The sequence below is a fragment of the Pseudomonas arvensis genome (genome assembly GCF_056688935.1).
The window spans coordinates 2,109,525-2,122,709 of record NZ_CP162038.1 but is presented as its reverse complement, the minus strand read 5'-3'; the positions used below and the strand labels follow the sequence as shown (position 1 = coordinate 2,122,709).

Here is a 13,185-nt window from a genome sequence, read left to right as displayed (position 1 = left end):
CTCATTGCCAGCCAAACTTACGGATGTAGTAGCCCTTCACCGCCTGGGTCAGCGCCATGTACGCCAGCAGAATCACCGGCAAAAACACGAAATACAGCGACGGCAACGCCTGCAATTTGAAGTAGTGCGCCAGCGGCCCCATCGGCAGGAAAATTCCCACCGCCATGATCACGCCGGTCATCACCATCAACGGCATTGCTGCACGGCTTTGCAGGAACGGAATTTTCGGCGTGCGGATCATGTGCACGATCAGCGTCTGGGTCAGCAGCCCCACCACAAACCAGCCTGACTGGAACAGCGTCTGATGGTCTGGCGTGTTGGCATCAAACACGTACCACATGAGTGCAAACGTGGTGATGTCAAAGATTGAACTGATCGGCCCGAAAAACAGCATGAAGCGCCCCACATCCCCCGGCTGCCAGCGCTGTGGCTTGGCCAGCATCTCGTCATCGACGTTGTCGAACGGGATTGCGATCTGGGAAATGTCATACAGCAGGTTCTGCACCAACAGGTGCATCGGCAACATCGGCAGAAACGGGATAAATGCACTCGCCACCAACACGGAGAACACGTTGCCGAAGTTGGAACTGGCGGTCATCTTGATGTACTTGAGCATGTTGGCGAAGGTGCGGCGCCCTTCCAGAACGCCCTCTTCCAGGATCATCAGGCTCTTTTCCAGCAGGATGATGTCGGCCGCTTCCTTGGCAATGTCCACCGCGCTGTCCACCGAAATACCGATGTCCGCCGTGCGCAGCGCCGGCGCATCGTTGATGCCGTCGCCCATAAAACCCACCACATGCCCGTTGGCCTTGAGCAGGCGCACAATGCGTTCCTTGTGGCTGGGCGTCAGCTTGGCGAACACATTGGTGGTCTCCACGGCCTTGGCCAGCTCGGCATCGGTCATGTCTTCGATGTCGTTGCCCATCAGCAGGCCCTGTTGCTCCAGGCCCACTTCGCGGCAGATCTTTGCAGTCACCAGCTCGTTGTCACCGGTCAGCACTTTGACCGCGACGCCGTGGGCTTTCAGGGCTTTGAGAGCAGGCGCGGTGCTTTCCTTGGGCGGGTCGAGGAAGGCCACGTAGCCGATCAACGTCAGGTTGTTTTCATCCGCCAGGCTGTAGGTGTCGCGCCCCGGTGCCATCGGTTGCGCGGCCACGGCCACTACACGCAGGCCTTCTTCATTGAACGCGGCGGTCACTTGGCGAATGCGCGCCAGCAGTTCCTCGGTGAGCGCTTCGTTGGTGTCGCCGTGGCGCACGCTGTTGCACACCGAGAGGATCTCCTCCACGGCGCCCTTGCAGATCAGCAGGTGCGGCAAGCCCTGCTCGGCCACGACCACCGACATGCGGCGGCGATTGAAATCGAACGGGATCTCGTCGACCTTGTGGAACGCGGTGCCGACTTTCAGCTCGCGATGCACCTCCACATGCTCCAGCACCGCCACGTCCAGCAGGTTTTTCAGGCCAGTCTGGTAGTAGCTGTTGAGGTAGGCCATTTCCAATACGTCGTCGGACTCTTGGCCCCACACGTCCACATGGCGCGCCAGGAAAATCCGGTCCTGGGTCAGGGTGCCGGTCTTGTCGGTGCACAGCACGTCCATTGCGCCGAAGTTCTGGATCGCGTCCAGACGCTTGACGATGACCTTCTTGCGCGACAAAAACACCGCGCCCTTGGCCAGGGTGGATGTGACGATCATCGGCAGCATTTCCGGGGTCAGGCCCACGGCAATCGACAGCGCAAACAGCAGCGCCTCGGTCCAGTCGCCCTTGGTGAAGCCGTTGATGAACAGCACCAGCGGCGCCATCACAAACATGAAGCGGATCAGCAACCAGCTGACTTTATTCACGCCATGCTGGAACGAAGTGGTGGCACGGTCAGTGGCCGTCACACGTTGCGCCAACGCACCGAAATAGGTGCTGTTGCCGGTGGTCAGGATCACCGCCGTCGCTGCACCGGACACCACGTTGGTGCCCATGAACAGGATATTGTCCAGGTCCAGGGGGTTGCGGGTGTGGGCGTCCTGCTGCTGGGCGAATTTCTCCACCGGCATCGATTCGCCGGTCATCGCCGCCTGGCTCACGAATAAGTCCTTGGCACTGAGCACGCGGCAATCGGCGGGGATCATGTCGCCGGCCGACAGCACGATCAGGTCGCCAGGCACCAACTGTTTGATCGGCAACTCGATGCGCTTGGCCGCATCGCGGCGCAGTACCGTGGCGGTGTTGCTGACCATGGCTTTCAAGGCGTCGGCGGCCTTGTTCGACTTGGCCTCCTGCCAGAAACGCAGCAGCGTCGAGAGCACCACCATGGAGAAAATCACCGTGGCGGCCTTCATGTCTTCGGTCAGCCAGGAGATCACCGCCAGCAAAGTCAGCAGCAGGTTGAACGGGTTCTTGTAGCAGTGCCACAGGTGCACCCACCACGGCAGCGGCTGCTCGTGCTCGACTTCGTTGAGGCCATATTGCACGCGCAGGGCGTCAGCTTCCTGAGGGCTCAAGCCCTCGGCATGGCTGCCCAACGTGCCGAGCAATTGCACAGTGCTGCTGTTGGCCGCGACCACCAGGGTTTGCGCCAGGGTCGGCGGCACTTCGCGGCTGACGCTGGCGTCGGTGACGGTTTCGAGCATGGCCAGGCGACGGAAATGCCGGGCAATGTGCCGGGTCCGCAGGAAGCCGGCGAAGAACTCTTTCAACAGAGTGAGGTTCATGGTGTTACTCCTGCGCGAGGAAAAAACCGTCGTGCAGGTACTGCCCATCCGCACCGTGCCTGTCAGACAGGCACAGCCGGCTTGGCCCGCCCGCCGCAAAAGGCAGGCGCGTCCGTAGCATCCCAAGGTTACTCAGGTGCTGGTCAGCGTCGATGAAAGAGGATCGAAACAGAGCCAGGACTGGCCGCTGCCTTGATGCCGCTTCTCGCTTTGATGGCGAGACAACGGCATCGGATAAATGCGCGTTACCTTGCCAAGCCTGTGCCGGTTACCGAAACCGGCCGACTACTGTCACTCGAACAAGTACCCACTGAGGGTCTCCGCTATTGATGAAAACGCGCGAAGCTTACGCCCCGATTTCAGGAGAGTAAACCGTAGGAAAGTTTCCGCCTGGTGAATAAGAAGATTCTTCAGGATGGGTTCAGGAACCGGCTCTGCACACGCAGAAAATCAAATGCAGGAGCAGGCTTGTTGTGGTGAGCGGGCTTGCCGCGCTGGGGCGCGAAGCGGCCCCAATAAGGAAGGCCATCGCGTCTAGGGTGTGCCTGGTCGATCCCGCTCAACCAACGCCAGGTAGTCCTCAACCCTCCCACCCGCCAACGCCTTGATCTGAATCGACACCCTGTTCACCTGCCGCCCCATCGCAACCCCATCACGAGTGCGCACCGGTACATACCCAAGCCTGGGCCAGAAGCGCTCGGCGCGGGTATTGCCCAGCACCACCGTCAGCCGCAGCCACTGGGCGCCGTTCCCTATCGCCCAGCGCTCAAGGTCAGCATGCAGGTGCTGCGCAAGGCCGCTGCCATGCCAGCGCGAGTCGACCAGCAACAGGCCGATATGCCAGACGCCCTCAGCGAGCAAATCCGCCGCGATATTCACCACAGCGACCAGTTGCCCGTGCGCCCCGCGATACCCCAGCCAGTAGATTCGGCTGCAACACCAGCCCGGTGGAAGCTGGTTTTGCAACTCGTCGTGCGCTTCGGTTGGCGTGGCCGGCTCGCCATTGACCGCGATGAAGTAATCCGGCGCCTGCTCGAAAAAATGCTGTAGCTCGACATCGTCAGCCACGGTAAGCGCCACGACTCGAATATCGGGGAAGGTACTCAGAGGAAGATGAGTCATGCAATCCATAACGTGCTGTCCTTACAAGCCACTAATCCACAATCCTGAGCTTCACCTGTGCGCCGTCAGGCAAATTCTTGATCTCACGCGCCAGATCACCGCAGAACCGAAGCTGCTCGACATGATCAAGCCGACGCACATTGTCGCTGGCGTATTCGCCGCCCAACACCGGCGAAATAACGAAATGGTAAACCTCACCCTGCGCCAACGGTCCCAGCATCTCCTCGGCCTGATCCACCATCGGTTGCAGATACCAGTCGTGCAGAAAGACCTGATCTTTGGAAACTTCATCCAAGGCCGCGCGGGTCTCGGCGATCACTTCGCAGGAAAGCGCCTCGGGGCAGACTCGCCAGTAGTGGCCCTGTTCGTCCCTGACCATCAAATTGCCGAACGCCGTAGCGCCTACGACCTCAACAGGGTCAATGCCCGCCCAACCCCAGCTGTCGCGCAATACGTGAAGTATGTTCATGCAGCCTCCTTGCGTCGAAACGACTCAATCATCCCGCGTCAGTACTTCCAGCAACTCAATCTCAAAGCGCAGATTACTGTGGGGCGTGATATGCGCACCCATTGAGCGTTCGCCGTAGGCCAGGTGCGCCGGCACGTATAAGGTGCGCACCCCGCCGACCTGCATGCCCATCAGGCCCTGGTCCCAGCCTTTAATGACGCGCCCGGTGCCAATCACACACTGGAACGGCTTGCCCCGTTCCCAGGATGAATCGAACACCGTGCCATCTTCCAGGGTGCCGGTGTATTGAGTGGTGATCAGCGCGCCCTTCACCACGGCTTTGCCGGTGCCCTGGCGGATGTCGGTGATCTGGAGTTCGTCGTGATTCATCGGGTTCTCGTTGAAGGCGTAAAGGCTGGGGTTCTCCCAGAATCGGTGGGGTTTGGCAAGTGTAGGAAAAGTTGGAGCAGCGACATTTCCCTTTAACTTGCGGGACGTTTCCGAGAGAATCCCAACCGCTTGCGCCGCTCAAATCCGCTGGCTAGTCTTCGCCGGTCACTGCCAATTCAGTGATTCGGGGTTTGGTAGACCACGAGTGATTAGGCGCTAAGCGCCCCCTTCTGCAAGGCGCTTTTTTTCGGCCCTGCGTTATGGTGGCCGTGCGCAGGGCACCTTCGGGTGCACCGGGTCCTAATCACCGGTCTACCAATCTGCGTACGGTCACCACCCTAAAGTCGTTTGGTAGCGACGGTGGTGGCTTTCCAACTTAGATTAGGAGTTGAACCCATGGACAAACTTGTCCCCGCACCACCCGCTTCAGAACTGCATTTCTTCACCACCACCCCAGACGTCAGCTTCGAAGACGCCCTGGCCCACGCCAGCAGCGTACTGCGTTGCGCAGCCGTGGCCGCACAAACGGCGGGGGATCAATTGGACGGTACTTCACGCACGCTGGTGCTGTCGGTCATGCATCTGGTGGACATGGCAAGCGTGATGGTGGATCGCTCGCTGGAATGCGTGCAGCCGCGCTAACCCTGCGCGACCTTATGACGAGCAAGCTTGCCGTGGCGGAGCGAGCTTGCTTGCGCTGGGCTGCGCAGCAGCGGCAGCAGCGGCAGCAGCGGCAGCAGCGGCAGCAGCGGCAGCAGGACCTTCGCTTATTTCAGGAGCTACCTGACCCCCCAAGCAGAAGCGCCCGATATTCTCCGGCCTGCGCATCACCTCTTATGGACAGCCAACCCTATTCCCCAAAGAGGACACCCGTCATGAACCCATCCATAAGCCCTGTCCGTGTCGCTGTCGTGCAATTCGATCCCCAGGTGGGGATTGACCACCGCCGCGCAAACCTGCGCCTTAGCCTGGAGCTGGCGGCGCAGGCCGCCAACGGTGGCGCCAAATTGATCGTGTTGCCGGAGCTTTCAAACTGCGGCTATTTCTTTGCTGACCGCCAGGATGCCTTCGCCCACGCCGAAGCGGTCCCAGGGGGACCTAGCGTAAAAGCATGGGTCGACTTTGCCTGCAAGCATCAGGTTTACCTGGTGGCCGGTCTCAATGAAGTCGATGAACTGCAATTGTTCAACACTGCCGTGCTGCTAGGCCCGAACGGTATGATCGGAAAGTACCGCAAGGCTCATCTGTGGAACCTGGAGAAGTTATGGTTCACCCCCGGTAATACCGGTTTTCCAGTGTTCGACACGCCCATCGGCCGCATCGGGATGCTGATCTGCTGGGACATATGGTTTCCCGAAGTGCCGCGCATTCTCGGTCAGCAAGGTGCCGATATTATTTGCAGTTTGAACAACTGGGTCTGGACGCCTCCCCCACTGTTCGACGAAGCGGGCAAGTGCATGGCGTCTTACCTGACGATGACGGCGGCACACGTCAATAACGTATTTATCGCCGCCGCAAGCCGAATCGGCCAGGAACGTGATGCGCGTTATCTGGGATGCTCACTGGTTGCAGGCACCAACGGTTGGCCGATCGGCAAGGTGGCATCCGCCGATCAGCAAGAGGTGCTGTTTGCGGATGTCGACCTGAGCAGGGCACGCAGTGCGCCGATCTGGAACAACTTGAACGACTTGCAACGGGATCGACGTGCGGATCTGTACGATCAAATGTTGGGATACACCCGGCACCACGCGCTGCCTCGTTGAAACCAATATGCCTGCGGGGCTTGTTGTGGTTGTCGCTCGCGCTCGGCGCGGGCACAAAGGGCTAGCCCTGGCTCAAATGCACCCTCCAATCGCGTGCATTCATACCTCCCTCCGACCGCATTTTCTTTGCACTATCCGGCCCCCTGGCTGTCGGAGTTTGCATGCGCTTTCCCAGGGAGACACCATGAGCCAGGACGTCCTTGCCAAAGAAACCAACCGCCGCCAACTGCAGCAGATCATCTCCGGGCTCTCGGATGGGATCATCCTCGCGGAAGTCGACCAGACCATCCTGTGGGCCAACGAAGCCGCGCTGACCATGCACGGCGTGGATGACGTGCAGGCACTGGGCGCCAACACTCAAGCCTACGCCGAGCGTTTCGCCCTGCGGTACCGCAACAACCATCCCGTACAGCTGGATAACTACCCCTTGGCCCGCGCGGCGGCCGGTGATGAATTCAGCGATGTGGTGGTGGAAGTCACGCCCACCGCCGACCCGGACAAAACCTGGGTGCACCGCCTGCGCAGCCTGGTGATCAGTGACTCCCACGGCGAGCCGGAGCTGCTGGTGTTGATCCTCAGCGACGCCACCGAATGGGCCAGCGCCGAGCAGCGCTTCGAAAAAACCTTCAACGCCAACCCCGCGCCTGCGGTGATCTGCCGCTTGAGCGACTTGCGCTACATCAAGGTCAACCAGGGCTTTTTGGAGATGACCGGTTACAACCGTGACCAGGTCATCGGTAAATCAGTGTATGAATTGGACGTGCTGGAGCAGGCCGAGCGCAAAGACCTGGCTATCCAGCGCCTGGGCGAAGGCGCGACGATCCCGCAGATGCAGGCCGAACTCAAACTGCCCGACGGCGGCAGCAAATTGGTGATCGTCGCCGGCCAGCCGTTGGACATGAACGAGGAAGACTGCATGCTGTTTTCGTTCACCGACCTGGAGCCGCGACGCAAGGCCGAAGTGGCCCTGCGCCAGAGTGAAGAGCGTTTTGCCAAGTCGTTCCGCCTCACGCCGGTGCCCACGCTGGTGTGCAACGCCGCCAACCGCCAGGTGGTGGACGTCAACGAAGCGTTTATGAGCATCACCGGCTATATCAGCGAAGAGCTGATCGGCAAATCCATCGAAGACATCGACTTTATCGACAGCCCCCAGGCGGGCACGCAGTTGTTCACCACCCTGGAGAAAGCGGGCAACCTCGACGGCCAGGATCTCAAGGTGCGCAAAAAAGGCAACGAGGTGATCGACTGCGTGGTGTCCGCCGACACCGTGATCATCGAGGACGTGCCCTGCTACCTGCTGGTGCTGATGAACATCACCGAACGCAAGCGCTCGGAGCTGGAATTGGTGGCGGCCATTGAGGAAGTGATGCAGGACGCGTCCTGGTTCAGCCAGACCCTGATCGAGAAACTGGCCAACGCCAAGAGTGTCAACAGCCCCAACGCGCCGAATATCAGCTTCACCGACCTCACCGCCCGTGAGCGCGATGTGCTGGGGCTGATCTGCGAAGGTCTGGCTGACAAAGAAATCGCCTCACGCCTGAAACTGGCGCCCAACACCGTACGCAATCACGTGGCCACGGTGTACTCCAAGCTGGGGGTGCACAGCCGCAGCGCGGCCATCGTTTGGGCCCGTGAACGCGGGCTGTTTGCCGGCGAACTGCGCCTGAAAAACAAGTCCTGACAGTGCAAATGCACTAGAGCGGCTAGTGCGAATTCAACTTATGGCGCAGCGGTGCACGCAATAACCTTCAAGGCATCTAACCGGACGTCTTGAAGGAACACGCATGTTTACCCTCGCCCAACTGCGAAATTGCATCGAAGAAGGCCTGTCGCCACTGACCTGCGAATTCACCCTGTGCCGGGATGCGTCCTTGACCCTCAAGGTCTATGACGCCGATACCGGTCGGGTTGACCTGGTGGTCACCGGGATCAGCACCAACCGCCTGCAGACCCCGCAAGAAGTGGAAAAAATGGTGGAAGAGCTGCGCTACGAACTGCACAGCAACACCATGGGCAAACTTACGTTGGATGACTTTCCTTCAACGACGAACCAATGAAATAGAACACCCCGCCCGCCACAATGAACGCCCCCAGCATGTAGAACATGGTGTGCGCCGGCAGATTGGCCAGCACCAGCCCACACAACACCGGCCCCAGTGCAGCGCCGAGGTTGGACAGGTTCTGCGCACCGTAGTACATGCCCCGCAGGTGGTCCGGGGCGATTCGGTCGATAAACATGTACTCGGCCGGAAACACCACAATCTCCCCCACCGTGAACACTGCCATTGCCAGCACCCACCAAAGCACGCTGGTGGACAGCGCAAAGCCAATCAACCCCAGCATGAACATGCTCAAGCCGAAGATGAGCCATTGGCTCAAGTAACGGTGCGAGATGCGTCGGCCGATCACATATTGCAAGGCGATCACCATCACCGCGTTGGTGGTGAGCACGGCGCTGATCACGGTGTAGGTGTATTCAGCCGTGGTTGTGGTCACCAGGTACTGCGACAGGTAGGCCGTGAACTGGCCGAACACCACTGCGCTGAGCAAGCCGCCTATCGTGAAACACACCAGCCGACGGTCCTGCAGCAATACACGGCCAACGGCGAGAAACGACACCGGCTTCTGCGCCACGTCCACCGTGGTTAACCTGCGGTCGCCCCAGCGCCAATACAGCAGGAAAAACCCCGCCCCCAGCAGTGCTGACAACATGAACGGCAGGCTGATATCAAGCTTCGCCACCATCGCCCCGAAAAACGGCCCGACCGCGTAGCCGATATTGGTGAGGGTGTACTTGATGGAAAACACTTCACTGCGCGCATCTTCCGGCAGCAGGCTGGCAAAGCCGGCCTTCACCGCAATGTCGATGACAGCGTAGGCCAGGTTGATCAGGATCAGGCAGCTATAAAACGCCCAGATGTTCTGCGCCAATAGCGTGCCGACAAACCCCAGTACAAACAGCAGGCTCATCCAAAGCAATAACCGATAGCTGTTGATGCGATCGACGAGGAAACCGCCATACACACTCAGTAGCGAACCGACAATCAGCGAGCTGCCGATGACGAGGCCAACTTGAGTGATGTCGAGGGTGAAATGGTGGGTGAGGTAGATTACCAGGTACGGAAACGTGATGGCCTTGGCCAGCGTCAGCAGCAACGTGGCGCCCAGCAGCAGGTTCACGGTGCGGGGGTAGTTTCTTATTGTGGCAAGCATCCTGCTCTCATTCTCCGAAGGTAACGCGACCATTGCGGCCGGTTACCTTAACGCAAGAACAAGGCAAAAAGGAGGGTCACTTCTTGACGGGAGTGATCTCCAGAATAGTGCCGTTGGTGGTCTTGAGCAGCACGAACTTATCGCCTACCCGCGCCCATTGGCTGTCTTCCTCGGGTTGCTTGAGGCCGCGCTTTTTCCAGTCACTGACGGCCGACTCCTTGCGCATCAGGATATCCGGGGCGCGGTCGCCTTCTTTTAAATCACGGGCATTGATGTTGGAAGGTTGCACGGTTTCCTGGGGCGTATCACCGGCCTGGGCCACAAAGCTGACGGTGGACAGGCTGGCAGCGACTAAAACACAGGCTGCGAGAGTTTTGGACTTCATGGGTACTCCTTCAATGAATGGCGCGTACCCAGGTTCCGACCGCAGGCGCGCGCAATCATTCACCGTATGAAATCCGCCTGGTATCGCGCACTGTGCTTATGCCACTCGTTCCCCGCCACCGTTCACCTGCTAACCTTGCGCCAGCCCTATTCTCGAGTCTGACAATAATGAAAACCGCCCTGACCCGAACCAAACTTCTTGCCAGCGCCCTGGTGGTGGTCGCCGTCATCGGCGGCGCGGCCTATTACCTGTTTGACCGGCACGTCATCACGGGCTTGGTCAGCGGCACCGAATACAGCGATGAGCAGCTCAATGAAGGCGCGGTGGACGACCTTCACAGCCTGACACTGGCGCAAGCGAAAAAACGCCTGAACTACCTGGAAATGGACGCGCGCGACAGCATCAACCAGATCGCAATGATCGAAAGCATGCGCCTGGAAATTTCGCCGGTAGCCGACACTGCCGAGTCGCCCGGCGAGAAAAAACAGCTGCGCTATGACGATCCCTTCGTCCCCTTCCCCGCTGCCGAGCTGAAAACCGCGCTGGAAGATCTCGCACAGAAAAAGCCGACGTTCGAGCAGTTCTTTTTCGACAATCGCTCGGGGCTGAAACTGGACGTGGAGCCGATCCGCGAGTTGCTCAAGCGTGGCGCCCTGCCCGACCAGCGCGAAGAGGAACGTTACGCGGTACACACCCTGTACTTTCGCGACGGGACGCAGCAGGCGTTTGCCGACGTTAGGCCCAACATCAGCGAAGAACAGGACACCTCCACGGTCGAACTCAAGGTCAATAAGCCGGTAGAACGCGTCAGCGTCACCCTCACCTACCCAAGCTACCCTGGCTTCAAAAAGATCGTGCTGGACCCCAAGCATCCGAAAGTTACCGGCGACAACGGCGAGGTCTACCAATTGACCGCCCTGGCTGACGAGCGTGCGTCCCTGCTGCTGGCCACGCCAAAGGACAAGACCTACGTGATCGAGGGCTTGAGCGCCGACGGAAAGACACTCTACAGCGGCGGCAACAGCAGCAACTCTTCGCCTACCGCCGAGCAAAAGGCCAACCTGCGCGCTTACTACGACGAACTGCTGCGCATGCAGGACCAGTTCTCCCGCTATACCACCAGCGCCGAACTGCAGGAACACCTGGAGCAGTTCGTCAAAGGCCTGCCGGACAGCGACGGTGCCCTGACCAACGTGCAAGCCACCTACCAGTTCGAAGACACCCCGGCGAGCATCGTCATCTACCTGCTGGACCCCGCCCAACCGCAACCCCTGACGCTGGAGATGCACAACAGTGTGCCGGCCCAGGCTCGCTATATCGCTTACGACAATGCCACGAAAAAAAGCGGCTTTATCGACAGCAACGGCCAATGGGTGGTCAAGCCGCGCTTTGAGCGCATCGAGTACAGCCCCATGCCCGGTGTATTCAACATGCAGGTGGGCAGGACACCGCAGAAAGATGGCTGGAGCCAGTTGCAATTCAAGTACTTTGCGTTCGTGCCCGGCGGGCACACCTTGAAGGAGTTACCGTTCGAGATCATCGAAAAACCGCTCAATGATGAGCTGATGATCGTCGAACGCGAAACGAACGGGCCCTACGGCGTATACGACGTGAAGAAGCAGCAAGTGGTGGTGCCGATGAAGTACGTCAATGTTCAGGTAGTCGGCGACCTGTTCATTGCCCGGCCTGGGCTGAAGACCTACGGTGGCGACTCCTCCTACGGCGTGTGGAACCTGGCCGGCAAGGAACTACTGGCGCCGCGTTTCTCCAACATCGACGTCGTCGGTGACCACCTCTACACCACCTCGGCTGAGGGGGGGCAAATCGACATCTATACGCTGAAACTGCAAAAGCTCAATCCACCAGGCAGCACGGCCATTGGCGCGTTTATCCAGGGCCAGCCGCAACTGCTGCAAGACCGCAAAAACCGGAAATACCGCTTTATCGACGCCGAAGGCAAACCCTTGCCCATCAGCTTGCCCTATGACGAAGTCGAGCCGTTCTCCAATGGCATGGCCGTGGTCAAAAAAGGTGAACGCTACGGCGCGCTCGACCTGACCGGCAAACTGCGCGTGCCCCTGAAGTACACCCGTCTCAACCCCTTCCAGAAAAACCTCGCCTCGGCGGAAATGGACGGTTTCAGAGGCCTGGTGCTGATCGACAAAAACAACACCCTGGTGAAAAAACTCGGCTCGTACACCACCTACAGCCTGCCCACCAACAGCAACGACGCGACGTACAGCATCTGGGACGCGAAAGACGAAAACCGGGTGAATGTGTTCAATGCCGACGGCGTACAGGTGGACAGCTACCAACGCGAGTAACCGCCCCCGTGGCGAGGGCGCTTGCTCCCGCTGGGCTGCGCAGCAGCCCCAAAAGCCCCACCGCAGTCCGCCTGAGCGAACGCGGTGATCGGGTTGGGGCCGCTTCGCTGCCCAGCGGGAGCAAGCTCCCTCGCCACAAGTGCACCACCTTAAAGCCAGGCGGCATCCCAAAGCGGGTAGTCGCCAATATGCTCGACCAAGCCAGCACGCAACGGGTTGGCAATGATGTAGCGGGCGATACGGATCAAGTCTTCTTCGGCACGGACCGCACGGTCGTGGTAACCGCTTTGCCAAAAGGCGCCTCGGGTACGACAGGCTCGATTGATGGTCAACGTGCTGCATGACTTCACTTGCCTCATCACTTGAGACAAGGCCGCGTCTCGCAACTCAAACAGCCAATGGAAATGATCCGGCATGATGACCCACGCCAGCGAGTTGACCCGTTTCAGATCATGAACCTGCTTGAGTTCCGCAACCAATAACCGGCCGAGCTGAACGTTGGTGAATACTGGACGGCGCTGATAAACCACAGCAGTTACCAGATACGCACGGCCCGATTCCGAGTAACGGCCACGCCGTAATAAATGAGAGTTGGGTTTTTGACGCAATCCTTTGCTCACTCAAATCGATAAATGATTAATTCAAGCTAGCAGGCGCACAGGGTGACCCTGCCTGACTCAATTTCTCAATGTGTCACCCCCTGTGGCGAGGGAGCTTGCTCCCGCTGGGCTGCGCAGCAGCCCCAAAAAGCCGAACCGAAATCCCTCTGGAAAAACCCAGTGGCCGGAGGGGGGCTGCCTTTGAATCTCGGCCAACCATTGCCTGCGTGAAAT

Annotated in this window: 12 protein-coding genes; 5 read left to right on the top strand and 7 right to left on the bottom strand. The window is 59.4% G+C overall.

Translation table 11 applies throughout. The annotated features are described in order from the left end of the window. Position 1 precedes the first annotated feature (1 nt). The 4 genes from mgtA to AB3G88_RS09825 form a co-directional block, all read right to left on the bottom strand. Positions 2-2,707 carry a magnesium-translocating P-type ATPase gene (gene mgtA / locus AB3G88_RS09840; RefSeq protein ID WP_480453838.1) on the bottom strand — a complete coding sequence of 902 codons (2,706 nt, stop codon included), beginning with the start codon at positions 2,705-2,707 and terminating at the stop codon, positions 2-4. A gap of 534 nt (positions 2,708-3,241) precedes the next feature. After that, on the bottom strand, positions 3,242-3,838 hold the full coding sequence (locus tag AB3G88_RS09835) for a GNAT family N-acetyltransferase (protein ID WP_191960475.1): 597 nt from the start codon (positions 3,836-3,838) through the stop codon (positions 3,242-3,244). Between the two features lie 22 nt (positions 3,839-3,860). Then, entirely contained in the window at positions 3,861-4,298 is a 438-nt protein-coding gene (locus AB3G88_RS09830; protein ID WP_480453836.1) for a T6SS immunity protein Tdi1 domain-containing protein, read from the bottom strand. A gap of 24 nt (positions 4,299-4,322) precedes the next feature. Then, positions 4,323-4,667, bottom strand: coding sequence for an FKBP-type peptidyl-prolyl cis-trans isomerase (locus AB3G88_RS09825; protein WP_099585077.1), 345 nt, complete (start codon positions 4,665-4,667; stop codon positions 4,323-4,325). A gap of 396 nt (positions 4,668-5,063) precedes the next feature. On the opposite strand from AB3G88_RS09825, the gene AB3G88_RS09820 reads away from it, so the two are divergent. From AB3G88_RS09820 to AB3G88_RS09805, 4 genes are all read left to right on the top strand, one after another. Beyond that, the gene (locus AB3G88_RS09820; protein WP_099585078.1) at positions 5,064-5,309 is read left to right on the top strand and encodes a DUF6124 family protein; all 246 of its coding nucleotides are present in this window, start codon (positions 5,064-5,066) and stop codon (positions 5,307-5,309) included. A gap of 233 nt (positions 5,310-5,542) precedes the next feature. Further along, entirely contained in the window at positions 5,543-6,430 is an 888-nt protein-coding gene (locus AB3G88_RS09815) for a nitrilase family protein (RefSeq protein ID WP_112194523.1), read from the top strand. Between the two features lie 184 nt (positions 6,431-6,614). Further along, positions 6,615-8,111, top strand: a complete 1,497-nt coding sequence (locus tag AB3G88_RS09810) for a PAS domain S-box protein (protein WP_112194520.1) — start codon at positions 6,615-6,617, stop codon at positions 8,109-8,111. A 103-nt stretch (positions 8,112-8,214) separates the two neighbouring features. After that, entirely contained in the window at positions 8,215-8,487 is a 273-nt protein-coding gene (locus AB3G88_RS09805) for a DUF1652 domain-containing protein (RefSeq protein WP_099585081.1), read from the top strand. On the opposite strand, the gene AB3G88_RS09800 is transcribed toward AB3G88_RS09805, so the two are convergent. Both AB3G88_RS09800 and AB3G88_RS09795 read right to left on the bottom strand, forming a co-directional pair. Continuing rightward, entirely contained in the window at positions 8,450-9,643 is a 1,194-nt protein-coding gene (locus AB3G88_RS09800) for an MFS transporter (RefSeq protein WP_099585082.1), read from the bottom strand. The two genes, AB3G88_RS09805 and AB3G88_RS09800, sit on opposite strands and share 38 nt — an antisense overlap. Positions 9,644-9,719: 76 nt before the next feature. Then, positions 9,720-10,028 carry an RcnB family protein gene (locus AB3G88_RS09795; RefSeq protein ID WP_099585083.1) on the bottom strand — a complete coding sequence of 103 codons (309 nt, stop codon included), beginning with the start codon at positions 10,026-10,028 and terminating at the stop codon, positions 9,720-9,722. 167 nt (positions 10,029-10,195) lie between these two features. On the opposite strand from AB3G88_RS09795, the gene AB3G88_RS09790 reads away from it, so the two are divergent. Then, positions 10,196-12,352, top strand: a complete 2,157-nt coding sequence (locus tag AB3G88_RS09790) for a WG repeat-containing protein (RefSeq protein ID WP_480453833.1) — start codon at positions 10,196-10,198, stop codon at positions 12,350-12,352. 149 nt (positions 12,353-12,501) lie between these two features. Here AB3G88_RS09790 and AB3G88_RS09785 read toward each other — a convergent pair whose 3' ends face one another. Next, positions 12,502-12,960 (bottom strand): REP-associated tyrosine transposase, encoded by a 459-nt coding sequence (locus AB3G88_RS09785; RefSeq protein ID WP_112194516.1) that lies wholly within the window; start codon positions 12,958-12,960, stop codon positions 12,502-12,504. Positions 12,961-13,185: the final 225 nt, after the last annotated feature.